Raw genomic sequence first — 22,256 nt, forward strand, 5'->3', positions numbered from 1 at the left:
TTAATATCAAAATGTTATTTAATTGTATGGAGGTCTACAATGTCAGACGATTTTAATAAAGACACAAGTTTAGAAGATGAAATTGCAAAGTCATTACAAAAAATGGCTGAAGAAGAAACTACAGTTGCCAAAGCATTTGTAGGAACTGAAAATGGTGTTGTTGAAAAAAAACAGAATGTTAATGATATAGATTATGGGAAGACACAGGTTGTTCCAACAATTCCTAAGGAATTGTTAAAAGATGATGAATATGAAGAAAATCCGTTATTAGAGGATGATGATTATTCAGAAACAGAAGAGGACAAAATACCAGAAGCTGATGGAAATATTTCAGCAAAGAAGAAAAACGATAAAAAGAAAAAAATAATAATTGTTTCAGTTGCAGCAACAGTGGCTGTTATAGCAATTATTACAATTATTATTGTTGTATCTGCATCTAAGAAGAAAAAACAGTCATATGATTATTATTATAATCAGGGAATGAAGTTATATGAAGAAGGTAATTATGGAGATGCAGCGGGGATGCTCAGCAAGGCATCCAAAGATGCTAAAGGAAAGAAAAATCTTGATCTTAAATACACACTGTTTAAATGTTATGAGAGTTCAGGCAATGAGAATGATGCAGTTGATGTGTTAAAGGACATTCTTTCTTATGATGAAAATTATAAAGATGCTGTTAAATCATTGGCACAGATATATTATAAGAAAGAGGATGGCGATAATTTAACTAAACTTATAAGAAAATATGAAGATGGTTCCTGTAAAGATGTTGTTAAAGAATATATTGTAAATGAGCCTGTACCATCAAAGGCAGCTGGTTCATATGATGATAATATTGAACTTAAATTTACATGTGATACAGGGGCAGTTGTTTATTACACAACTGATGGTTCAGAGCCAGGTAAAAAGAGTGATTTATATGATGGTTCTGCGATAGAAATACAGAATGGAACAACCAAAATAAAAGCTGTTGCGATTAATTCTATAGGTGTGAGCAGTAATGTTGTCGAATTAGAATATGTTATTGAGTATGGAGCACCGGCAGCACCAGATGTTACACCTGTATCCGGTAAGTATTCAGAAGGCGAAAAAGTAGTGATTAATAATATACCAGATAAATGCAAGGCGTATTATACAATAGATGGTTCAACACCTACAGCAGCATCAACAGAGTATACAGGGGAGTTCACAATGCCATCAGGTAATACAGTTGTATCATTTATTATAGTTAATGAACACAATCAGAGCAGTCCAGTTGTAAAACGTAATTATAATGTTGAGGTTAAGAATAAATATACATTCAGTCAGGCAGAAAGCCAGCTTAAGAATACACTGATAGCAAAAAAAGTGTTAAAATCAGAAAATATTGCAGCAGATGGTTCAAAAGCTAATTTTGTATATGAAACTAAGGCGACAGTTTCTGATAAGGAAATGTATATTATCAGGTATGATGTAATAAAGGGTGGTTCTACAACAACTGCAGGCTTATATGGCGTTGATACATCAAGCGGTAAGGTGTATACTGTTACAGGTACAGAAGGCAGTTATTCTGCCAAAGAATACTAAAGGTTGATTGTGCGTAATGCACTTCATAATATTACTTTTTGAAAGGAGAATTGTAATGTATAAAATTCTTAAGGCTGAGAAGTTAGCAGAGAAGATCTTCCTTATGGATGTTGAAGCTCCTAGAGTTGCTAAACATTGTGAACCTGGCCAGTTCGTTATTGTAAAGATGGATGATTTGGGCGAAAGAATTCCACTTACTATTTGTGATTATGACAGAGAAGCAGGAACTATAACAATAGTTGTTCAGATAGTTGGAGCGTCTACTGAGAAGATGTCACATCTTAAAGCAGGAGATGCATTTGAAGATTTTGTTGGACCTCTTGGATGTCCATCAGAGCTTATCAGCAAGGATATTGAACAACTCAAAAAGATGAATATTGTATTCATTGCAGGAGGTCTTGGAACAGCACCTGTATATCCACAGGTTAAATGGATGCATGAGCATGGTGTAGATGTTGATGTTATCGTTGGTGCTAAGAATAAGGAACTTATAATCTTAGAGGAAGAGATGAAGGCCGTTGCTGGTAATCTTTACATAACAACTGATGATGGAAGCTATGTAAGAAAAGGTATGGGTACAGATGTGCTTAAGGATCTTGTTGCAGAAGGAAAACATTATGATTTATGTGTAGCAATCGGACCTATGATTATGATGAAATTCGTCTGTCTTCTTACTAAGGAACTTGGAATTCCTACAATTGTCAGCATGAATCCGATTATGGTTGATGGAACTGGTATGTGTGGTGCATGTCGTCTTAAGGTTGGCGATGAGATTAAGTTTGCATGTGTTGACGGACCTGAGTTTGACGGTCATCTTGTAGACTTTGACCAGGCTATGAAGAGAAGTGCTATGTACAGAACTGAAGAGGGAAGAGCAATGCTCAAGCTTCAGGAAGGCGATACACATCACGGCGGTTGTGGACAGTGTAATTAGAAAGGATGGGTTTCAAAATGGACGTAATGAAGAAAGTGCCAGTCAGAGAGCAGGCTCCTGACGTAAGAAATAAGAATTTTGATGAAGTATGTCTTGGATATAACAAGGAAGAAGCTATGGAAGAGGCAACAAGATGCCTTAACTGTAAGAATGCAAGATGTGTTCAGGGCTGTCCTGTATCTATCGATATCCCAGCATTTATTCATCAGGTAAAAGAAGGAAATATTGAGGAAGCATATAAGATTATTGGTAAGTCAAGTGCACTTCCTGCTGTATGTGGCCGTGTATGTCCACAGGAGACACAGTGTGAAGGTCAGTGTATCAGAGGAATCAAGGGTGAATCAGTATCAATTGGTAAGCTTGAAAGATTTGTTGCTGACTGGGCAAGAGAGAATAATGTTGAGCCAGAGAAGCCAACAGAGAAGAAAGGCAAGAAAGTTGCTGTTATCGGTTCAGGTCCTTCAGGACTTACATGTGCCGGAGACCTTGCAAAAATGGGATATGACGTAACTATATTCGAGGCTTTACATGAGGCTGGTGGTGTATTAGTATATGGTATTCCTGAATTCCGTCTTCCTAAGTCAACAGTAGTTGCCCACGAAGTTGAGAATGTTAAGAAGTTAGGCGTTAAGATTGAGACTAACGTTGTTATTGGTAAGTCAATGACAATTGACCAGTTACTTGAAGATGAAGGCTTTGATGCAGTATTCATAGGTTCTGGTGCAGGTCTTCCAAGATTCATGGGTATTCCGGGCGAGAATGCTAACGAAGTATTCTCAGCTAATGAGTACCTTACAAGAAGTAATCTTATGAAAGCTTTCAAGGATGAGTATGATACTCCAATAGCAAGATTTAAGAAGGTTGCTATCGTTGGTGGTGGTAATGTTGCTATGGATGCTGCAAGAACAGCATTAAGACTTGGAGCAGAAACTCATATCGTATACAGAAGAAGTGAGGAGGAGCTTCCAGCAAGAGCTGAGGAAGTACATCACGCTAAGGAAGAAGGAATTATATTTGACCTTCTTACTAATCCGACAGAGATTCTTACAGATGACAAGGGTAATGTTACAGGTATGAAGTGTATTAAGATGGAACTTGGTGAACCTGATGCTTCAGGAAGAAGAAAGCCTGTAGAGATTCCTGGTTCAGAGTTTGTTATGGAATTAGATGCAGTTATCATGTCACTTGGTACTTCACCTAACCCACTTATATCTTCAACAACTAAGGGACTTGACATCAACAAGAGAAAATGTATAGTAGCAGAAGAAGAAACTGGTAAAACATCTAAGGAAGGTGTATATGCCGGTGGAGATGCTGTTACAGGTGCAGCTACAGTTATTCTTGCCATGGGAGCAGGAAAAGCTGGAGCTAAGGGAATTGATGAATTCCTTTCTAACAACTAATCAGAATATAGTAAACCCGCTGTGTCTGTTAATTACACAGCGGGTTTTATTGATTATAAGAATTAATTAAACATTTTTTCAACGAACTGTTCTGAAAAATTTTCGGCTTCTTCATCTGAGAGTTCAGTAAATTGTACGGTTAACTGTTCTTTAACATAAGCTGTACGGTTAAAATATTTCATTTCTTCCTGAATATCTCCAGTGTAAGAATTCTCAATATCTTCTTTAGTTATGTTGTCTTCCAGCCAGTTAAGTACATCGGCGGCTTTCTTATCCTCAGTTTCAGCCTTGGCTTTAATTTTGTTAGAGTATTTCAAAGACCAGACACCGATTGCAATGAATCCGATAAATAACAGACCAAGTACAATGTTAATAAATATGAATGATGGAGAATCTTTAGTTACTATCTTGATTATACCGGCATCATTAAGAATCATAAGGATAATGCCAATGCCTCCGCATATAAAGAATGTTATTGCTGAAGATAAGTTATCCTTGTACTTGTCAGTGTTGCTTTCATACAGGTTTCCACCTGTAAGAAGAGAGTTATTCCCGTTATTATCCTGAATGTTGTCATTAGTTATGTCAGTTGCGTTTTCAGACATAATGTTCCTCCTTGTTATAGAACTTAACCATAAGTCCTTTATTGTTCAGATATTATAAAATAAAATTGTGAAAAAATAAAGAACATCTGGATTAATGTGGTAAAATACGAAAGAATGATATTACAGATTAGTAAGATTAAGGAGATTGATATGAAAACACTTATAGTGACAGGGGGAAGTCTTGATATAAGCTGGGCAAAGGATTTTGTCAGGACAATAAATGCGGAATACATAATTGCAGCTGACAGTGGCCTTAAATATATTGATAAACTCGGACTTGTGCCGGATATGATACTGGGGGATTATGATTCAGTAGAAGATGGACTGCTTGATAAGTATAAAAGTATAGATATTAAGACTTATCCTAAAGAAAAGGATTATACAGATACGCATATTGCTATTATAAATGCGTTGAAAGCCGGAGCGTCAGTCATATATATACTTGGGGCGACAGGTACAAGGATGGATCACACATTTACCAATATATGCAATATGAAGGCTGCACTTGACAGTGATGTGCCATGTTTTATATGTGACAGTCACAATAAAATATATCTTATAAATGACAAGATGGGAGAAGTAAAAGTATCAAAAAAAGGACAGTATGGTGATTATGTATCATTTGTTCCACTATCTGAAGAAACAATTATAAGCCTTGCAGGATTTAAATATGTGCTTGATGATTATATACTTCATCAGGGCTTAAGCATATGCCAGAGTAATGAAATTAAAGAAAATGAGGCGGTTATAAATATAAAAAAAGGATTTGTGATTGTATTTGAAACAAAGGACTAAAAATGCTTGTAATTATTGGCAGATTGTAATAAAATTAACAAAGAGTTGCGCAATAGCAACGTAAAAAACAAGGGAGGTCTCGTAATGAGTAATACAACACAGGCATTATCAAGGATTGAAGCAATACTTGATGATAGCAGCTTTGTTGAAATCGGTGCTGGTGTGACTGCCAGATCTACAGATTTTAACATTCAGGAAAAGAAGGCTCCATCCGATGGTGTTATTACAGGATACGGAGTTATTAATGGTAATCTTGTGTATGTATACAGCCAGGATGCAACTGTTCTTAATGGTTCTATCGGTGAGATGCATGCTAAGAAGATTTCAGCACTTTATGATTATGCTATGAAGATGGGAGCTCCTGTGATAGGTCTTATTGACTGCGCAGGTTTAAGACTTCAGGAAGCAACAGATGCTCTTGAAGGTTTCGGTACAATTTATAAGAAGATGTCTATTGCATCAGGTGTTATTCCACAGATTACAGCAGTTTATGGTAACTGTGGCGGTGGACTTGCAATTCTTTCTTCATTATCTGATTTTACATTTATGGAAGATAGCAAGGCCAAGCTTTTTGTTAACAGCCCTAATGCATTAGATGGTAATAATGAATCAAAGCTTGACTCAGCGTCAGCTAAGTTCCAGGCAGAAGCAGGAGTTGTTGATTTTACAGGAGATGAGGAGACTATTGCTAATGGTGTAAGACAGTTAGTTTCTATGCTTCCTGCTAACAACGAAGAGGATGCTGCAGTTTCTGCAACAACAGATGATCTTAACAGAGCATGCCCGGATATGGCAGCAGAGATTGCTGATCCTGCATTAGCTCTTTCAGATATTGCTGATGATAATGTATTTGTTGAAGTTAAGGCTTCATATGCTAAAGAAATGGTTACAGGATTTATTCAGGTAGATGGAATTACTATTGGTGCTGTAGCTAACAGAACAGCTCTTTATGATGAAGAGGGCGAAGTGGCTGAGAAGTTTGAACCGGTTCTTACAGTTAAGGGTGCTTACAAGGCAGAGAATTTTGTTAATTTCTGTAATGCATTTGAAATTCCTGTACTTACACTTACTAATGTTAAGGGATTCGAAGCTACAGTGGCAGCTGAGAAGGGAATTGCAATTGCAAGTGCCAAGCTTACATATGCATTTGCTAACGCAGATGTACCTAAGGTTAATGTTATTACAGGTGAGGCTTATGGAAGCGCATATGTTTCTATGAATTCTAAGTCTTTAGGTGCAGACCTTGTCTACGCATGGCCAACAGCTTCTATCGGAATGATGGATTCACAGCTTGCAGCAAAGATTATGTATGCTGATGAGATAGCAGCCGCTTCTGATGTGGCAGCAACTGTTTCAGAGAAAGCAGCTGAATATGCTAAGTTACAGTCAAGTGTTGAGTCAGCAGCAGCAAGAGGATATGTTGATGCTGTTATTGACCCGGAGAATACAAGACAGTATGTAGCCGCTGCATTTGAAATGTTATTTTCAAAGAGAGAGGTTCGTCCTGATAAGAAGCATGGAACAGTTTAATTAAGAGGTGACAATATGAAGAAGACTAATTTGAAAAGATTCTTATTGTTATTCTGCATGTTAGCCTGCGTATTCAGTATGACAGCCTGTGGTAATGCACAGATTGATACTAATACAGCTAAAGAATCCATTAAAGATAACGAGGTTGCTTATGTTGAGAATTACCTCAAGGACTGGGCAAAGGATATGATTCTTTACCTTGACAGCAATCAGGGTGAAGCAGGAACAGATGCTCTTATTGCAGATGCAGAAGCAGGAAGAACCCTTAATGATGTTAACAGTAAGATGTATATTGTTAACCAGCAGGGAATGAATGTTAAAACAATAGGATTATACAATAGCTGGAACAGCACTAAAGATGAACTTGGTGAACTCAAAGAGTCTGTTGATGTTAACAACATTAATGTAAAGGTCAGTGATGAAACAAGTGAATTATGTACTATTTCAGTTAAACTTAAATTCGAAAAGAGAGTATGTACATTCGAATTCGTAATCAATACAGATTACACACTTGAAAGTGGAGCTATTAATCCATCATACACAACAGGTGAGAAGATGGGTAAGGCCGGAATGAATACACTTATTGGTATGGGAACTGTATTTGTAGTTCTTATATTCATTTCATTCATTATTTCTCTGTTCAAGTATATAAGCGTATATGAGAACAGAAAGAAAGAACAGAAAGAAGACACAGCTTCTGTTGGTGTTGATAATGCTATAGCACAGATTGTTTCTAATGAAGAAGAAAATGTTGAGGACGATCTTGAACTTATTGCAGTTATTACTGCAGCAATTGCAGCATCAGAAGGAACATCTACGGATGGTCTTGTTGTCCGCTCAATTAGAAAGGTTAATAATAGGAGGAAATAATCATGAAGAACTATACAATTACAGTTAATGGTAACGTATATGATGTTACTGTAGAAGAAGGAACAGGCAGTGCAGCTCCAGCAGCTAAGGCAGCCGCTCCTAAAGCAGCTCCAAAGGCTGCACCTAAGGCAGCAGCACCAGCAGGTGCTCAGGGAGCAGTTAAAGTTAACGCTCCAATGCCAGGAAAGATTCTTAAGGTTAATGCAACAGCAGGTGCTGCTGTAAAGAAGGGCGATGTATTGGTTGTCCTTGAAGCTATGAAGATGGAGAATGAAATCTGTGCTCCTCAGGATGGCACAATTGCAACTGTTGAGTGTGCAGCTGGTGATTCTGTAGAGTCAGGTAAGGTATTAGTTTCATTAAATTAATTATGATACTGATATAAAGTGACTTACGGAGGTATAAGATGAGTTATATTATAACAACTTTAGGAAACCTCGTTCACCAGAGTGCATTCTTCGGACTTACATGGGGTAATTACCTTATGGTTCTGGTTGCGTTTGTTTTCCTTTATCTTGCAATTAAAAAAGGATATGAACCTCTGCTCTTAGTACCTATTTCTTTTGGTATGCTTCTTGTAAACCTTTATCCTGACATTATGTTAGCAATAGAGGATTCAAGTAACGGTGTAGGTGGTTTGTTACATTATTTCTATTTACTTGATGAATGGAGTATTTTACCATCACTTATTTTCTTAGGTGTTGGTGCCATGACTGATTTTGGTCCATTGATTGCTAACCCGGCAAGTTTCCTGCTTGGTGCAGCAGCACAGTTTGGTATCTTTGCAGCATATCTTATGGCTATTCTTATGGGATTCCCAGATAAGGCAGCAGCAGCTATATCAATTATTGGTGGTGCAGATGGTCCTACTTCAATATTCCTTGCAGGTAAGCTTGGTCAGACTAAATATATGGGACCTATTGCAGTAGCAGCATATTCATATATGTCACTGGTTCCTATTATCCAGCCACCAATTATGAAGCTTTTAACAACTAAGAAGGAAAGAGAAGTTAAGATGGAACAGTTAAGACCTGTTTCTAAGCTTGAGAAGATTCTTTTCCCTATAGTAGTTACTGTAGTAGTAGTACTTATTCTTCCTACAACAGCACCACTTGTTGGTATGCTCATGTTAGGTAACCTTTTCAAGGAAAGTGGAGTTGTTAAGCAGCTTGCAGAGACAGCTTCTAATGCACTTATGTACATAGTTGTTATTATCCTTGGAACATCAGTTGGTGCTACAACAAGTGCAGAAGCATTTCTTAACCTTGATACATTAAAGATTGTTGCATTAGGACTTATTGCATTCGCATTTGGTACTGCAGCAGGTGTGTTATTTGGTAAGATTATGTGTCTTGTTACACATGGTAAGGTTAATCCGCTTATTGGTTCAGCAGGTGTATCTGCGGTTCCTATGGCAGCCAGAGTTTCGCAGAAGGTTGGTTCTGAGGCAGATCCTTCTAACTTCCTTCTGATGCATGCTATGGGACCTAACGTTGCCGGTGTTATTGGTACAGCGGTTGCAGCCGGTACATTTATGGCCATGTTTGGCGTTATGTAAAAGGAGGATATTATGGCAGAACAGGTTAAAAAACCTTTAAAGATTACTGAGACAGTATTGCGTGATGCACATCAGTCTCTTATAGCTACAAGAATGACAACAGAGCAGATGCTTCCTATCGTAGATAAGATGGATAAGGTTGGTTATCATTCAGTAGAGTGCTGGGGAGGAGCTACATTTGATGCTTCACTCAGATTCCTTAAGGAAGATCCATGGGAAAGACTTCGTAAGCTTAGAGATGGATTCAAGAATACTAAGCTTCAGATGCTTTTCAGAGGACAGAATATATTAGGTTACAATCATTACGCAGATGATGTAGTTGAGTACTTTGTTCAGAAGTCAATTGCTAACGGTATTGATATTATCCGTATTTTCGATTGCTTTAATGATTTAAGAAACTTAGAGACAGCTGTTAAGGCTGCCAAGAAGGAAAAAGGACATGCTCAGATTGCTCTTTCTTATACATTAGGTGATGCTTATACACTTGATTACTGGAAAGAGACAGCTAAGAGAATTGAAGACATGGGTGCAGATTCTATCTGCATCAAGGATATGGCTGGACTTTTGCTTCCATACAAGGCTACAGAGCTTGTACAGGCATTAAAGGATGGTTCATCTCTTCCTATTCAGATGCATACACATTATACATCTGGTGTAGCTTCAATGACATACTTAAAAGCAGTAGAAGCAGGTGCTGATATTATTGATACAGCTATGTCACCATTCTCAATGGGAACATCACAGCCAGCTACAGAGGTTATGGTAGAGACATTTAAGGGTACACAGTATGATACAGGACTTGACCAGAATCTTCTTGCTGAGATAGCTGATTACTTCCAGCCAATGCGTGAGGAAGCATTAAAGAGCGGACTTATGAATACTAAGGTTCTTGGAGTTAATATTAAGACATTACTTTATCAGGTTCCAGGTGGAATGCTTTCTAACCTTGTATCACAGCTTAAGGAAGCTGGTGCAGAGGACAAGTACAGAGATGTATTAGAGGAAATCCCAAGAGTTCGTAAAGATTATGGTGAACCACCTCTTGTTACTCCTTCATCACAGATTGTTGGTACTCAGGCTGTTCTTAATGTATTACAGGGTGAGAGATACAAGATGATTACTAAGGAATCTAAGAAGGTTCTTGCTGGTGAATTTGGTCAGACAATCAAGCCATTCAATCCAGAAGTTCAGAAGAAGGCTATCGGTGATACAAAGCCTATTACATGCCGTCCAGCTGACTTGATTGAACCACAGCTTGAGAAATTCAAGAATGATCCAATTGTACAGCAGTACAAGCAGCAGGATGAGGATGTGCTTTCATATGCATTATTCCCACAGGTTGCGACAGAGTTCTTCAAGTATAGAGAAGCTCAGCAGACAAAGGTTGATCCTACAAAGGCAGATACAGCTAATAAGGCTTATCCAGTCTAATAATTAATATAATAGACCGTCATGTGCGCAAAAGCGTATGTGGCGGTCTTTTTTTGCAGCGAAGCTGCGTAGAGACTTGACCTGCAAAAAAAGCAGGCAGCAAGCCTGCAATCCAGAATGTTTCTCTTGATATAAATTCATTTTGCATGTAAAATTAAACAGTATAATTAAGCAAAAGGAGCACGATTGTGATTAAGTTAGAACGATTTGAAGTCATGAATATGAATAATGCCATCAGAGGTGCAAGAAATCCATTGAACAGCTGGGCAAGAATGGACAGTTACTTTGATGAGGAAGGAAAATTTGTTTTTGGTCCTAATGATCTTGACCTTGCCAAGAGATTATGTAAGGCAGGCTCAGACCACAGAAAGTTCATAAGACAGATATTTGTTACGGTTGATATAACAGCACCACTATACTGGTGGAAGGAATACGATACATATAAGGTTGGTACAGTTGCCAATTCAACAAGTACAATGCACAAGATTCACAGCAAGCCTTTTGAGATGTCTGATTTCAGTACAGACCATATGACTGATGCCACACTTGAAATGATGCAGAAGAATATTGATTTCCTGGAAGAAATCAGAACACAGTTTATAGAGACTAAGGACAAAGTATTATGGTACAGTATGATACAGCTTCTCCCTGAAAGTTATAACCAGATGAGAACATGTACTCTCAATTACGAGAATCTTGTTGGAATATATTATTCTAGAAAGGGTCATAAGCTTGCAGAGTGGCATACCTTCTGTGACTGGGTAAAAGAACTGCCATATTTTGAAGAGCTTTTTATAGATAATGAATGATTTAGAACAACATACAGATGTATTAAGTCTCATAAGAGTGAGAATGTCAGGACTTAGCAAGGGACATAAAAGAATAGCAGAGTATATTCTGGCTAATTATGAAAAATGTGCATTCCTTACTGCGGCAAAGCTGGGAGAAGTTGTTGGAGTAAGTGAGTCTACGGCGGTGAGATTTCCGGCTGCATTGGGATTTTCCGGGTATCCGGAGTTCCAGAAAGCGTTAGAAGACATTTTGCAAGAAAAAATTCACTCGTTCGACAGAATTGATGTGCTTAATTCACATATGACAACCAATATGGTCGTGAATAATGTTATGTCAATGGATGCAAGAAAGATAGAGCATACATTAAAGTCATTTGATACAACATCTTTTGATATGGCTGTTGAGGATATAATGGCTGCAGAAAGTGTGTATATAATTGGAGCAAGATCGTGCGAACCACTCGCAGAATTCTTTGGGTATTATCTTAGGATGGTCAAGAAAAATGTACAGGTAGTAAAGACTGGCAATACTAACGAATTGTTTGAACAGATGATGTACATAGGTGAAGGCGATGTTGCAATAGGTATCAGCTTTCCCAGATATTCAATGAGAACGCTTAAAGCAATGGAATTTGCTAATAACAGACAGGCAAGAGTTATATCAATAACAGATTCAGTACACTCACCAATGAATATGTATTCATCATGTAACCTGTTTGCAAGAAGTGATATGGCATCAATAGTTGATTCACTTGTTGCACCAATGAGCCTTATTAATGCTTTAATAGTATCAATATGTCTTAAGAATAGTGAACAGGTAGTAGAAAATATTGAGAAAATAAACGCATTTGTTGATAATTTTGAGTATTCAGGCAATGACGAGATTAATATGTTAGATGAGAATGTTGTTAATGAATTGAAAAAATGCATGGATAATGCAGCTATTGATGAAGAAAAGTAAGAGAGAGTGATAATGAGCAATGTTATAATAATTGGCGGTGGTGCAGCAGGAATGATGGCTGCGATAACTGCTGCCAGAAACAATAATAAGGTTACACTTATTGAAAAGAATGAAAAGCTTGGAAAGAAGCTTTTTATTACAGGAAAAGGCAGATGTAATTTTACCAATGCCGGGGATGAAGAAGATATATTTAACAGCATAGTTACCAATAAAAAGTTCATGTACAGCAGTTTAAGAGGGTTTTCTAACTATGACTGTATGGGATTTTTTGATGAGCTGGGACTTAAATTCAAGATTGAGCGAGGTAACAGGGTATTCCCGGAGTCAGACCATTCGTCTGATGTTATAGGTGCACTTTCAAGGCAGATGAAAAAACTTGGTGTAAATGTGCTTCTTAATACACAGGTTGTAGCTGTGAATGAGGAAAATGGCGAATTTGCAGGTGTTGTTGTAAAAGATGCATCAGGACAGAAGGAGATTAAAGGTGATGCGTGCGTTATTGCAACAGGCGGTAATTCATATTCATCCACAGGCTCTACAGGGGATGGCTACAGATTTGCAAAAAGTATTGGACACAGCGTTACACCAATACTTCCGGCACTTGTACCTCTTAATGTAAGAGAAGAGTGGGAAGAACTTCTTATGGGACTAAGCCTTAAGAATATAGAGGTTACATTTTACGATGGAGATAAGAAAGTATTTACTGATTTTGGAGAAATGCTTTTTACACATTTTGGTGTGAGCGGTCCTGTAATATTAAGCGCAAGCAGCGTTATTACGGGGATAGTTAAGGAAAGACCTGTAAGATTAAGCATAGACTTAAAGCCTGCAATTACTGATGAACAGCTTGATGAGAGAATATTAAGGGATTTCTCAAAGGAACAGAACAAGGCGTTTAAGAATTCATTAGATGAGCTGCTTCCTAAGAAGCTTATTCCTGTGATTGTAATGCAGTCGGGAATTAAGCCTGAAAAGAAGGTTAATGAGGTTACAAGGGAAGAAAGACAGAGACTTGTGAAGCTTCTTAAGAATTTTGACATGACAGTAACTTCTACGAGAGGCTTTAATGAAGCGATAATTACACAGGGTGGGGTTAATGTTAAAGAGATTAATCCTTCGACAATGGAATCAAAGCTTGTCAAGAATATATATTTTGCAGGAGAGGTTATAGATGTTGATGCAGTGACCGGAGGATTTAATTTACAGGTAGCATGGTCAACAGCATACGCTGCTGCAAGTCATATACAATAATTTATTTAAAGGAGCAGAGAAAATGAGTGCAATAGCAATTGATGGACCTGCAGGAGCAGGAAAAAGTACAATAGCAAAGCTTTTAGCAAAGCAGTTAGGATATGTGTATGTTGATACAGGTGCAATGTACAGGGCAATGGCTGTATATTTTTCACAGAACGACATTAATCCAGATGATGAGAATGCAATTAATGGTGCTGTAGATAATATTGATATTAGTATTGAGTACAAAGACGGCGTACAGCAGGTGATACTTAATGGTGAGAATGTGACATCACTTTTAAGAACAGAAGAGACAGGAAAGATGGCATCAAAGACATCTAAGTATGCAGCAGTAAGGACTAAGCTGGTTGCACTTCAGAGAGGACTTGCAAAGAAAACAGATGTTATCATGGATGGAAGAGATATAGGAACAATAGTACTCCCAGATGCATTTGCAAAGATATATCTTACTGCAAGTTCTGATGCGAGAGCTAAGAGAAGATATGATGAACTTAAGGAAAAAGGTGAAAACTGTAGTTTTGATGCTATCAAGGAAGATATTGAAAAAAGAGACTATGAAGATATGCACAGAGCAATATCTCCTTTAAAACAGGCAGATGATGCTGTGCTTGTTGATACATCAGATATGAATATAGAACAGGTTGTAGCTGCTTTAAGTAAGATAATAGATGAAAAGAAGGCGGGCAGATAATTGAAAGAAGTAATACTTGCAAAGTCAGCAGGCTTCTGTTTTGGTGTTCAGAGGGCAATGGATACTGTGTATGCTGAGGCAGACAAGAAAAATGTATATACTTATGGTCCGATAATTCATAATACTGAGGTTGTCAATGAACTTGAGAGCAAGGGTGTAAAGGCTGTTAATGATATATCTGAGATTCCAGAACCTGAAAAGTCAACTGTTATAATCAGATCTCATGGAGTATCAAAGGCAGTATATGAATCAATAAAGAACAGCGGGGCAAAGATTGTGGATGCAACATGTCCGTTTGTATTAAAGATTCACAAGATTGTAAAGGATGCAAGTGCTGAAGGTGACCAGATTGTAATTATTGGCAATGAGAAGCATCCTGAAGTTGAAGGCATTATGGGGTGGTCAGAGACACCTGTACATGTTGTTGATACAGTTGAAAAAGCTGAAAAGTTGAAACTTGACAAGAGTAAAAATGTGCGTGTGGTATCCCAGACGACATTTAATTACAAGAAATTTCAAGATTTAGTTGAAATTATAAAGAAAAAAGAGTACAATATTTGCATTAGTAATACGATATGTAATGCAACTGAGGAGCGTCAGAACGAGGCAAGACGGATTGCTCGAAGAGCTGATGCTATGATTGTTATAGGGGACAGCAGTAGTTCAAACACTCGTAAACTGTATGAAATTTGCAAGACGGAATGTCAGGAAACCTTTTACATTCAGACTCTTAGCGGCCTTGAGCTTGATAAGCTCGAATCATCAGACTGCATAGGTATTACAGCCGGGGCATCAACCCCAAACAATATCATTGAGGAGGTTTATACTAATGTCAGAAGAAAGCTTTGCACAGATGTTAGATAACGAAGAATGGAAGGAAATCCGTACAGGAGAGGTGGTAGACGGAAGAGTTATTGCAGTTAAGCCAGATAGAATTGTACTTAATATAGGTGGCAAATCTGATGGAATCATTACTCGTTCAGAGTATACATCAGCTCCTGATGTGGATCTTACTACTGTAGTCTCAGTTGGAGATGAGATGAAGGCTAAGGTTCTTAAATCAAACGATGGTGAGGGACAGGTTGCTCTTACATATAGAAAGCTTGTTGCAGATAATGGCAATAAGAAACTTGAAGATGCATTTAATAATCAGGAGCCAATTACAGGTGTAGCTAAGAACATCAAGGGTGGTCTTGAGGTTATCGTTGATGAAGCAAGAGTATTTATTCCTGCAAGCCTTATTTCAGATACATTTGTTAAGGATTTATCTGTATATAACGGTAAGGAAGTTACATTTGTCATCACTGAATATGATCCTAAGAACAGAAAGATTATCGGTGATTGCAAGCAGCTTATTGTTGCAGCTAAGAAGGCAGCAGCAGAGGCAGTTCTTTCTAAGATTAAGGAAGGCGATACAATCGAAGGAACAGTTAAGAATGTTACAGATTTCGGTGCATTCATTGACTTAGGCGGTGTAGATGGTCTTCTTCACATCTCAGAGATGTCTTGGGGAAGAACAGAGAATCCTAAGAAGGTTTACAAGATTGGTGATTCAGTTAAGTGCTTTATCAAAGAGATTAACGGAGATAAGATTGCACTTTCAGTTAAGTATCCAGACCTTAATCCATGGAATAACGCAGCAGAGAAGTATGCTGTAGGTAATGTTGTTAAGGGAACAGTTGCAAGAATGACAGATTTCGGTGCATTTGTCCAGTTAGAAGATGGTATCGATGCATTACTTCATGTTTCACAGATTTCAAGAGATCGTATTGAAAAGCCATCTGACGCACTTTCAATCGGTCAGGAAATTGAAGCTAAGGTTGTTGACCTTAACGAAGCTGATAAGAAGATCAGCTTAAGCATTAAGGCATTACTTAACGACAACGAAGCTCAGGAAGAAGCTCCAGCAACAGAAGAGTAATAAAAAGATATTATAAGGGCTGTTCTCACAGCCCTTTTTTTAAACATATTTTTTAAATGAAAGATAAACACGGCCTTTTTTGGTTTCTCTACCGCACCCCTGATAGATGAATTTGCCTGTTCCGCGGATAACAAGTATATCATTAGCTTTTAACTGATAGCTGTTGTTTTCCATCTGACGGCTGTTAATGAATATTTTTCTTGCCCTGAATAATTCTACTGCCTGACTTCGGCTTAGCTTTGTGAGGCTGGCAACGGCAGCGTCAATCCGTTCACTTGCAGATAAAACTTCAATATCTTCAAGCTCAGGTGAACATTCGATATCGTTAATATCAGTCTTTGTACACTGGATATGTGTATGCTTTACTGTAGACAGGTTGTCAATTATGAAATCAGCAATATGTGAAACACAGTAAAGATAGGCGTCCTTGCCTTTTATATTTATGTCTCCAAGCATTTCTCTTTTAATTCCAAGATTCATAAGAGCACCAAGGTAATCTCTGTGTGACAGTGATTCAGCATATTTTTCTATAAGAGGAGATATCTTTATAAGAGTTATAGGAAATTCTTCTTCATAGCCAAGAGTTTCGAAAGAACCAAACTGTATCATCTGTCTTTCACATGCATCATTGCCACCGTATGTTTTAAAAGCTACGAAATTAAGTGGGTTTTTCATCTGTGCGAATACTGACTGCTCGTTGATATCCAGGAAATTGGTATAAGTATATATATTCTGGCGGAAGGAACGATTTGCTGCGTCCATTATTTTATTTTTTAAAAGTGATTCATTATCCATTAGTTTATAAATAATCCTTTCAGGTTTTTTGAAAATATGATAGAATTATAACAGAATTAAGAATAATTTACATTACATTTGTTTCGTGGAACGATGTAGAAAAGAGGGATTATGATTAAAGATTATGAGGATTTTAAGAAATTTATCCTGAGTCTTACAACTATTGACCTTAATGCATATAAGGAAAAACAGATGAAGAGGCGTATAGATACACTTATTGCAAGATATAAGTATGATGGTTATGATAGTTATTGTAAGGCAATAAAGGAAGATACAGGGTTAAGAGAAGAATTTGTTAATTATATTACGATTAATGTATCTGAATTTTATAGAAATCCGAATCTGTGGAAGACACTGGAGGATGTTATACTGCCGGATCTGATAAGTAAGTTCGGTCCAAGACTTAAGGTATGGAGTGCGGCATGTTCTACTGGTGATGAACCATATTCACTTGCTATGGTGCTTGCAAAGAAAGTACCTATGAGGGATATTAAGATTATTGCGACAGATCTTGATGAACAGGTTCTTGAGAAGGCTAAAGATGGTGTATATGGTGAAAACAGCATAAAGGGACTTCCTAAGGAATTTCAGGATAAGTACTTTGAAAAGATGGGCGACAGGTTTTATAAAATATCTGATGATATAAAAAGATGTGTTGAGTTTAAGAAGAGTAATCTTCTAAAGGATCCATATCCAACAGGCTGTCATCTTATTGTGTGCAGGAATGTTCTTATATATTTTACAGAAGAAGCCAAGAAAGATGTATATGAGAAGTTTAATAAATCTTTAGTTACTGATGGGTGTCTGTTTGTAGGTAATACTGAACAGATAATCGGTTATAGGGATATGGGATACAGCTATGACCATCTTTTCTTCTACAGAAAGACTAATTAATAAAATGCGTAACCGGAATAATATCAGTCTGGTTACGCATTTTTAATTATGAAAATATATGATTTATAACGGAATGTATATATTTTTCTGTGTTATCAGTGCTTTTTAACAGTATATCATCTGCGTTGCAGTATCTTTCCGGGGCAGAATAATCTTTTTTAAATATGTTTAAATCACAATTATCATAGAGCGGAAGAAAGATGCCCGTCTTTTTGGTGTAACAGTTAGAAGCAGAGCATTTAACACGGTTATTACTGTCTACATATTGTGCAATGCTTTTGTGAATGGCTTCGTCTTCTGATGTCAGATAAAAATAATTCTTATAGTCTTTAAAAAAATATTTCAAAGTATCTGATATAATCGGGATTACAAGAGTTAATGTACGGTTCTTAATCAGAATATGTATATTGTCAATACATATATGTCTGTCCACGGGTACGCCTACGGGCAGAGAACATTCAGCAATCAGCCGAAGGCTCACATTTCCATCGGAATCAGTATCTTTATCAATGACAGTATTGTCAACAGTGTAAGAATTCATAATTATTGCATAATAGGAAACAAGTGGAAGCAGGCTTAGCATTCCTTCTATATCGTCATGGTTGTGAAGAAGGAGAAGTTTCCTGTATTCGTTATGTGCTGTATCAGAAGGTTTTGCTGCAAATTTCCTGTATATATCAATAAGTTCACCGCCTGAATACATATCTTCACGTTCTATTCCAAGAAAATGTTCAATAGTTTTCTGCTTATAGTCAGAAAGTGACAGAATAGATTTACATTTTCTGGCAGTTTTATATAAGTCAAGGCTTTCAAGATGTGAAAGGTCAAGTGCAACATTAAGATGTGCTGCACGCTCAGTAATAAAGGGAATATCGAAGGCATCCCCATTAAAATGTATTAATGTATGAAAATCTTTTAGAAAATCATTAAATGCGGATAAAATATAAGCTTCATCGGAATCGGATTCTGCAAGCCACTGTAAATAATGCGATATTCCGTTACGGAAATATACAGCGCCTATGAGGTATACTATATTATAATTTCTTGAAAATCCTGTGGTTTCTATATCAAAAAAGCAGATGCTGTCAGTATCCGGACATATTGCTTTAAGCATTGCGGTGTCTGCGTTTGTGTGCAGGGTATCATTAATAGTTATCATAAAAAATCCTCGTTTTAGGTTTGATTAGACAAACCGATTGTTAAAAAAGTACTCATTTTCTCTTATTATATAGGAATATATACACAAAAAAAAGTAGATTTTTGCTATTTATTGAGATAAAATACTATTTAATAAAAACTTTATAAGGAGAAATATGTCATGGGAAAGTGTACATTTAAAGGTGGATGTCATCCTTATGACGGTAAAGAGTTTTCTAAGGATAAACCAATCAAAGAACTCTTTCCAGCCGTAGGAGAGATGGTGTTCCCGCTTTCACAGCACATCGGCGCACCTGCTAAGCCAGTTGTTGCCAAGGGCGACTATGTCCTTGCAGGCCAGCTGATAGCCGAGGCAGGTGGATTTGTTTCTGCGAACATTCATTCATCTGTATCAGGTACTGTTAAAGCTATTGAGCCAAGAACATTGGCTACAGGCGGTAAGTGCAATTCTATCATTATCGAGAATGATGGCGAATTCAAAGAAGTTGAATATACACCTATGAAGTTCGAGGATCTTACTAAGGACGTTATCTTAGAAAGAATCAAGGCTGCTGGTGTTGTAGGTATGGGAGGAGCTGGTTTCCCAACTAATGTTAAGCTCTCTCCAAAGAATCCTGAAGCCATAGATTACATTATCGTTAATGGAGCAGAGTGTGAGCCTTACCTTACATCTGATTACAGAAGATTATTAGAAGAATCAGACAAGGTTGTTATGGGTCTTAAGATTGCTCTTAAGATATTTGACCATGCTAAGGGAATTATCGGTATTGAAGATAATAAGCCTGAGGCAATAAGAATCATGCAGGAAGCTACAGCTTCTGAGCCTGATATTGAAGTTAAGCCATTAAAGACTAAGTATCCACAGGGAGGAGAGCGTAGTCTTATATATGCAACAACAGGAAGAGCTATTAATTCAAGTATGCTTCCAGCTGATGCAGGCTGTATCGTACATAATGTTGATACAATATTCTCAATCTATCTTTCAGTTATAGAAGGTAAGCCTCTTACTAAGAGAATATGTACTGTAACAGGCGACGGAGTTAAAGAGCCTGGCAACTTCTATGTATGGTTAGGAACTAATTACAGACAGCTTCTTGACGCTGCCGGTGGTCCTGTAGGAGAACCTGAGAAATATATTTCCGGTGGTCCTATGATGGGATTTGCCATGTACAGTCTTGACGTACCTGTTGTTAAGGGAAGTTCATCACTTCTTGTATTCCAGAAGGATATCGTATCTAAGACCACATCTTCTGCATGTATAAGATGTGGTAAATGTGGTGAGGCATGTCCGGAACACCTTCTTCCAGCAAAGCTTGCCGGTTTTGCATCACGTAATGATGAAGAAGGCTTTACTAAGTTCGATGGTATGGAATGTGTAATGTGCGGAAGCTGTTCATATGTCTGTCCAGCCAAGAGACCATTAACACAGCAGATTAAGGCTATGAGAAGTACAGTACTTGCTAACAGAAGAAAGAAGTAGAAAGGTGGGCAATCAAAGTGAGTGAGATTTTTAACGTATCGACTAATCCTCATGTGCGAAGCGGGAATACTACTCAGACAATAATGAGAGATGTTCTTATTGCTTTAACTCCTGCCAGCATATTTGGTATAGTTAATTTTGGCCTCGATGCACTGCTTCGTATAGTAATCGGTATTGTTACTTGTGTAGCATGTGAGGCATTATATCAGTATTTCATGCATAAGAAAGTTACTGTTACAGATTTAAGTGCAGCAGTAACAGGTCTTCTTATTGCATTAAATATTCCATCAACATTAAATGTTGGTTTTGAAATCGTAGGATGTGTATTTGCAATTATCGTAGTTAAGCAGCTTTTTGGAGGACTTGGACAGAACTTCATGAACCCTGCTCTTGCAGCAAGATGTTTCCTTCTTATTGCATATACAGGTCCGATGACTAATTTCGTTACATCTAACGGATTTTTAGACGCATATTCAGGAGCAACACCTCTTGCGCTCCTTAAGCCTGGTGCAGAATCAACAGGCGTTGTTTCATTAGCTAAGATGTTTATTGGTACAACAGGTGGTGTTATCGGTGAGACTTCAGCAATCTGCCTTCTTTTAGGTGGTATCTACCTCCTTGCAAGAAAGGTTATTAACTGGAGAATACCTGTAACATATGTAGGTGTATTTGCAGTGCTTATATTCCTTTTTGCACCAGGACATCATTTCGATGTAATCTACATGCTTGAGGAAGTATGTGGTGGTGGACTTTTACTTGGTGCCATCTTCATGGCGACAGATTATGTAACTTCACCAATTACACCTAATGGTAAAATTGTATTTGGCTGCTGCTTAGGTCTTCTTACATTCATTTTCAGAATGTATGGTGGTTCAGCAGAAGGCGTTTCATATGCAATTATCTTCTGTAACCTCTTAGTTCCTCTTATTGAGAGAGTAACAGTTCCTAAGTCATTTGGTAAGAAGAAGCCAGAGAAGAAAGCAAAGGAGGCTGCATAAGATGAAGAAAATAGTTAAAGATGCATTAGTTTTATTTGCTATAACACTTGTAGCCGGAATTCTTCTTGGTGTTGTATATCAGATAACACTTGATCCTATTGCAAAGGCTAATGAGAATGCTAAGGAAAAGGCTTACAAAGCAGTTCTTGCAGAAGCAGACAGCTTTGAGACAATAGATGCCCTTCCTTCTGATGATGATATTAATGCTTCATCAGACATTGACTTCTCTAAGGATAAGGTCAATGAAGTTGCTATAGGAAAGAAAGGCAGCGAGACAGCAGGTTATGTTGTAACAGTTACAGATAGTGATGGTTACGGCGGAGATATCAAGTTTACAGTTGGTATTTCAACAGATGGAAAGGTACTTGGAGTATCATTCCTTTCAATCAGCGAAACTGCTGGTCTTGGTATGAGAGCTAAACAGGATCCATCATTTACATCACAGTTTACAGCTAAGTCTGATGCAGTTGCATCATTTTCAGTAGTAACAGATGGTTCAGCATCAGAAAGCAATGCTAATGTTGATGCAATCGGTGGTTCTACAATTACTTCTAAATCAGTCACAAAGGGTGTAAATTATGCGCTTGCAGTTTACAAGCTTGTGGCAGGAAACTAGGGAGG

General features: G+C 37.6%; 22 protein-coding genes. 19 read left to right on the forward strand and 3 right to left on the reverse strand.

The window, feature by feature from the left end:
- Nucleotides 1–39: 39 nt before the first annotated feature.
- Genes EUBELI_RS13570 through gltA form a run of 3 tightly spaced genes read left to right on the forward strand, consistent with a single transcriptional unit; the run spans nt 40 to nt 3,903 of the window.
- The gene (locus EUBELI_RS13570) at nt 40–1,566 is read left to right on the forward strand and encodes a chitobiase/beta-hexosaminidase C-terminal domain-containing protein (RefSeq protein ID WP_012739152.1); all 1,527 of its coding nucleotides are present in this window, start codon (nt 40–42) and stop codon (nt 1,564–1,566) included.
- 55 nt (nt 1,567–1,621) lie between these two features.
- Complete coding sequence (locus EUBELI_RS04415; protein WP_041688067.1) at nt 1,622–2,500, forward strand: sulfide/dihydroorotate dehydrogenase-like FAD/NAD-binding protein; 879 nt, start codon at nt 1,622–1,624, stop codon at nt 2,498–2,500.
- A gap of 17 nt (nt 2,501–2,517) precedes the next feature.
- Nucleotides 2,518–3,903 (forward strand): NADPH-dependent glutamate synthase, encoded by a 1,386-nt coding sequence (gene gltA / locus EUBELI_RS04420; protein ID WP_172675985.1) that lies wholly within the window; start codon nt 2,518–2,520, stop codon nt 3,901–3,903.
- A gap of 62 nt (nt 3,904–3,965) precedes the next feature.
- Here gltA and EUBELI_RS04425 read toward each other — a convergent pair whose 3' ends face one another.
- Nucleotides 3,966–4,508 carry a tetraspanin family protein gene (locus tag EUBELI_RS04425; protein WP_012739155.1) on the reverse strand — a complete coding sequence of 181 codons (543 nt, stop codon included), beginning with the start codon at nt 4,506–4,508 and terminating at the stop codon, nt 3,966–3,968.
- A 150-nt stretch (nt 4,509–4,658) separates the two neighbouring features.
- Between EUBELI_RS04425 and EUBELI_RS04430 the strand changes: the two genes are divergently transcribed.
- The 12 genes from EUBELI_RS04430 (at nt 4,659) to rpsA (ending at nt 16,310) form a co-directional block, all read left to right on the forward strand.
- Nucleotides 4,659–5,303 (forward strand): thiamine diphosphokinase, encoded by a 645-nt coding sequence (locus EUBELI_RS04430; RefSeq protein ID WP_041688069.1) that lies wholly within the window; start codon nt 4,659–4,661, stop codon nt 5,301–5,303.
- Between the two features lie 84 nt (nt 5,304–5,387).
- Entirely contained in the window at nt 5,388–6,833 is a 1,446-nt protein-coding gene (locus EUBELI_RS04435) for an acyl-CoA carboxylase subunit beta (protein WP_041688071.1), read from the forward strand.
- Nucleotides 6,834–6,848: 15 nt separating this feature from the next.
- Nucleotides 6,849–7,703: an OadG family protein gene (locus tag EUBELI_RS13575; RefSeq protein ID WP_049777890.1), complete on the forward strand. Its 855-nt coding sequence runs from the start codon at nt 6,849–6,851 to the stop codon at nt 7,701–7,703.
- A gap of 2 nt (nt 7,704–7,705) precedes the next feature.
- Complete coding sequence (locus EUBELI_RS04445) at nt 7,706–8,071, forward strand: biotin/lipoyl-containing protein (protein WP_012739159.1); 366 nt, start codon at nt 7,706–7,708, stop codon at nt 8,069–8,071.
- 38 nt (nt 8,072–8,109) lie between these two features.
- On the forward strand, nt 8,110–9,261 hold the full coding sequence (locus tag EUBELI_RS04450) for a sodium ion-translocating decarboxylase subunit beta (RefSeq protein WP_012739160.1): 1,152 nt from the start codon (nt 8,110–8,112) through the stop codon (nt 9,259–9,261).
- A 12-nt stretch (nt 9,262–9,273) separates the two neighbouring features.
- Nucleotides 9,274–10,692, forward strand: coding sequence for an oxaloacetate decarboxylase subunit alpha (locus EUBELI_RS04455; protein ID WP_012739161.1), 1,419 nt, complete (start codon nt 9,274–9,276; stop codon nt 10,690–10,692).
- Nucleotides 10,693–10,880: 188 nt separating this feature from the next.
- A complete protein-coding gene (locus tag EUBELI_RS04460; RefSeq protein ID WP_012739162.1) occupies nt 10,881–11,501 on the forward strand; it encodes a hypothetical protein in 621 nt (206 codons plus the stop codon).
- The gene (locus EUBELI_RS04465; protein WP_012739163.1) at nt 11,494–12,444 is read left to right on the forward strand and encodes a MurR/RpiR family transcriptional regulator; all 951 of its coding nucleotides are present in this window, start codon (nt 11,494–11,496) and stop codon (nt 12,442–12,444) included. Before EUBELI_RS04460 ends, EUBELI_RS04465 begins: the two co-directional genes overlap by 8 nt.
- A gap of 12 nt (nt 12,445–12,456) precedes the next feature.
- Nucleotides 12,457–13,695, forward strand: coding sequence for a BaiN/RdsA family NAD(P)/FAD-dependent oxidoreductase (locus EUBELI_RS04470; protein WP_012739164.1), 1,239 nt, complete (start codon nt 12,457–12,459; stop codon nt 13,693–13,695).
- 22 nt (nt 13,696–13,717) lie between these two features.
- Nucleotides 13,718–14,389 (forward strand): (d)CMP kinase, encoded by a 672-nt coding sequence (cmk, locus tag EUBELI_RS04475; protein WP_012739165.1) that lies wholly within the window; start codon nt 13,718–13,720, stop codon nt 14,387–14,389.
- Nucleotides 14,390–14,446: 57 nt separating this feature from the next.
- Nucleotides 14,447–15,253 (forward strand): 4-hydroxy-3-methylbut-2-enyl diphosphate reductase, encoded by an 807-nt coding sequence (gene ispH, locus EUBELI_RS04480; RefSeq protein ID WP_049777977.1) that lies wholly within the window; start codon nt 14,447–14,449, stop codon nt 15,251–15,253.
- Nucleotides 15,219–16,310 carry a 30S ribosomal protein S1 gene (rpsA, locus tag EUBELI_RS04485; protein WP_022098514.1) on the forward strand — a complete coding sequence of 364 codons (1,092 nt, stop codon included), beginning with the start codon at nt 15,219–15,221 and terminating at the stop codon, nt 16,308–16,310. The genes ispH and rpsA overlap by 35 nt, the downstream gene beginning before the upstream one ends.
- A gap of 39 nt (nt 16,311–16,349) precedes the next feature.
- Here the strand turns inward: rpsA and EUBELI_RS04490 are convergent, their stop codons facing one another.
- Nucleotides 16,350–17,105, reverse strand: coding sequence for a YlmH/Sll1252 family protein (locus tag EUBELI_RS04490; protein WP_012739168.1), 756 nt, complete (start codon nt 17,103–17,105; stop codon nt 16,350–16,352).
- A 111-nt stretch (nt 17,106–17,216) separates the two neighbouring features.
- Between EUBELI_RS04490 and EUBELI_RS04495 the strand changes: the two genes are divergently transcribed.
- Nucleotides 17,217–17,999 carry a CheR family methyltransferase gene (locus EUBELI_RS04495; protein ID WP_012739169.1) on the forward strand — a complete coding sequence of 261 codons (783 nt, stop codon included), beginning with the start codon at nt 17,217–17,219 and terminating at the stop codon, nt 17,997–17,999.
- A gap of 46 nt (nt 18,000–18,045) precedes the next feature.
- Here EUBELI_RS04495 and EUBELI_RS04500 read toward each other — a convergent pair whose 3' ends face one another.
- Nucleotides 18,046–19,158 (reverse strand): ribonuclease H-like domain-containing protein, encoded by a 1,113-nt coding sequence (locus tag EUBELI_RS04500; RefSeq protein ID WP_012739170.1) that lies wholly within the window; start codon nt 19,156–19,158, stop codon nt 18,046–18,048.
- A 159-nt stretch (nt 19,159–19,317) separates the two neighbouring features.
- Here EUBELI_RS04500 and rsxC point away from each other — a divergent pair, with 159 nt between their 5' ends.
- Genes rsxC through EUBELI_RS04515 form a run of 3 tightly spaced genes read left to right on the forward strand, consistent with a single transcriptional unit; the run spans nt 19,318 to nt 22,251 of the window.
- Nucleotides 19,318–20,637 carry an electron transport complex subunit RsxC gene (gene rsxC, locus EUBELI_RS04505; protein ID WP_012739171.1) on the forward strand — a complete coding sequence of 440 codons (1,320 nt, stop codon included), beginning with the start codon at nt 19,318–19,320 and terminating at the stop codon, nt 20,635–20,637.
- A 17-nt stretch (nt 20,638–20,654) separates the two neighbouring features.
- Entirely contained in the window at nt 20,655–21,635 is a 981-nt protein-coding gene (locus EUBELI_RS04510) for an RnfABCDGE type electron transport complex subunit D (RefSeq protein WP_022098519.1), read from the forward strand.
- A gap of 1 nt (nt 21,636) precedes the next feature.
- Entirely contained in the window at nt 21,637–22,251 is a 615-nt protein-coding gene (locus EUBELI_RS04515; protein WP_012739173.1) for an RnfABCDGE type electron transport complex subunit G, read from the forward strand.
- The last annotated feature ends 5 nt before the right edge of the window (nt 22,252–22,256 follow it).

It is taken from the genome of [Eubacterium] eligens ATCC 27750 (assembly GCF_000146185.1).
GTDB classification, from domain to species: Bacteria; Bacillota; Clostridia; order Lachnospirales; family Lachnospiraceae; genus Lachnospira; species Lachnospira eligens.

Coding starts and splice junctions, on each gene's coding strand:
- EUBELI_RS13570 (WP_012739152.1), top strand. CDS start 40: ATGTCAGACGATTTTAATAAAGACACAAGTTTAGAAGATGAAATTGCA.
- EUBELI_RS04415 (WP_041688067.1), top strand. CDS start 1,622: ATGTATAAAATTCTTAAGGCTGAGAAGTTAGCAGAGAAGATCTTCCTT.
- gltA (WP_172675985.1), top strand. CDS start 2,518: ATGGACGTAATGAAGAAAGTGCCAGTCAGAGAGCAGGCTCCTGACGTA.
- EUBELI_RS04425 (WP_012739155.1), bottom strand. CDS start 4,508: ATGTCTGAAAACGCAACTGACATAACTAATGACAACATTCAGGATAAT.
- EUBELI_RS04430 (WP_041688069.1), top strand. CDS start 4,659: ATGAAAACACTTATAGTGACAGGGGGAAGTCTTGATATAAGCTGGGCA.
- EUBELI_RS04435 (WP_041688071.1), top strand. CDS start 5,388: ATGAGTAATACAACACAGGCATTATCAAGGATTGAAGCAATACTTGAT.
- EUBELI_RS13575 (WP_049777890.1), top strand. CDS start 6,849: ATGAAGAAGACTAATTTGAAAAGATTCTTATTGTTATTCTGCATGTTA.
- EUBELI_RS04445 (WP_012739159.1), top strand. CDS start 7,706: ATGAAGAACTATACAATTACAGTTAATGGTAACGTATATGATGTTACT.
- EUBELI_RS04450 (WP_012739160.1), top strand. CDS start 8,110: ATGAGTTATATTATAACAACTTTAGGAAACCTCGTTCACCAGAGTGCA.
- EUBELI_RS04455 (WP_012739161.1), top strand. CDS start 9,274: ATGGCAGAACAGGTTAAAAAACCTTTAAAGATTACTGAGACAGTATTG.
- EUBELI_RS04465 (WP_012739163.1), top strand. CDS start 11,494: ATGAATGATTTAGAACAACATACAGATGTATTAAGTCTCATAAGAGTG.
- EUBELI_RS04470 (WP_012739164.1), top strand. CDS start 12,457: ATGAGCAATGTTATAATAATTGGCGGTGGTGCAGCAGGAATGATGGCT.
- cmk (WP_012739165.1), top strand. CDS start 13,718: ATGAGTGCAATAGCAATTGATGGACCTGCAGGAGCAGGAAAAAGTACA.
- ispH (WP_049777977.1), top strand. CDS start 14,447: ATGGATACTGTGTATGCTGAGGCAGACAAGAAAAATGTATATACTTAT.
- rpsA (WP_022098514.1), top strand. CDS start 15,219: ATGTCAGAAGAAAGCTTTGCACAGATGTTAGATAACGAAGAATGGAAG.
- EUBELI_RS04490 (WP_012739168.1), bottom strand. CDS start 17,105: ATGGATAATGAATCACTTTTAAAAAATAAAATAATGGACGCAGCAAAT.
- EUBELI_RS04495 (WP_012739169.1), top strand. CDS start 17,217: ATGATTAAAGATTATGAGGATTTTAAGAAATTTATCCTGAGTCTTACA.
- EUBELI_RS04500 (WP_012739170.1), bottom strand. CDS start 19,158: ATGATAACTATTAATGATACCCTGCACACAAACGCAGACACCGCAATG.
- rsxC (WP_012739171.1), top strand. CDS start 19,318: ATGGGAAAGTGTACATTTAAAGGTGGATGTCATCCTTATGACGGTAAA.
- EUBELI_RS04515 (WP_012739173.1), top strand. CDS start 21,637: ATGAAGAAAATAGTTAAAGATGCATTAGTTTTATTTGCTATAACACTT.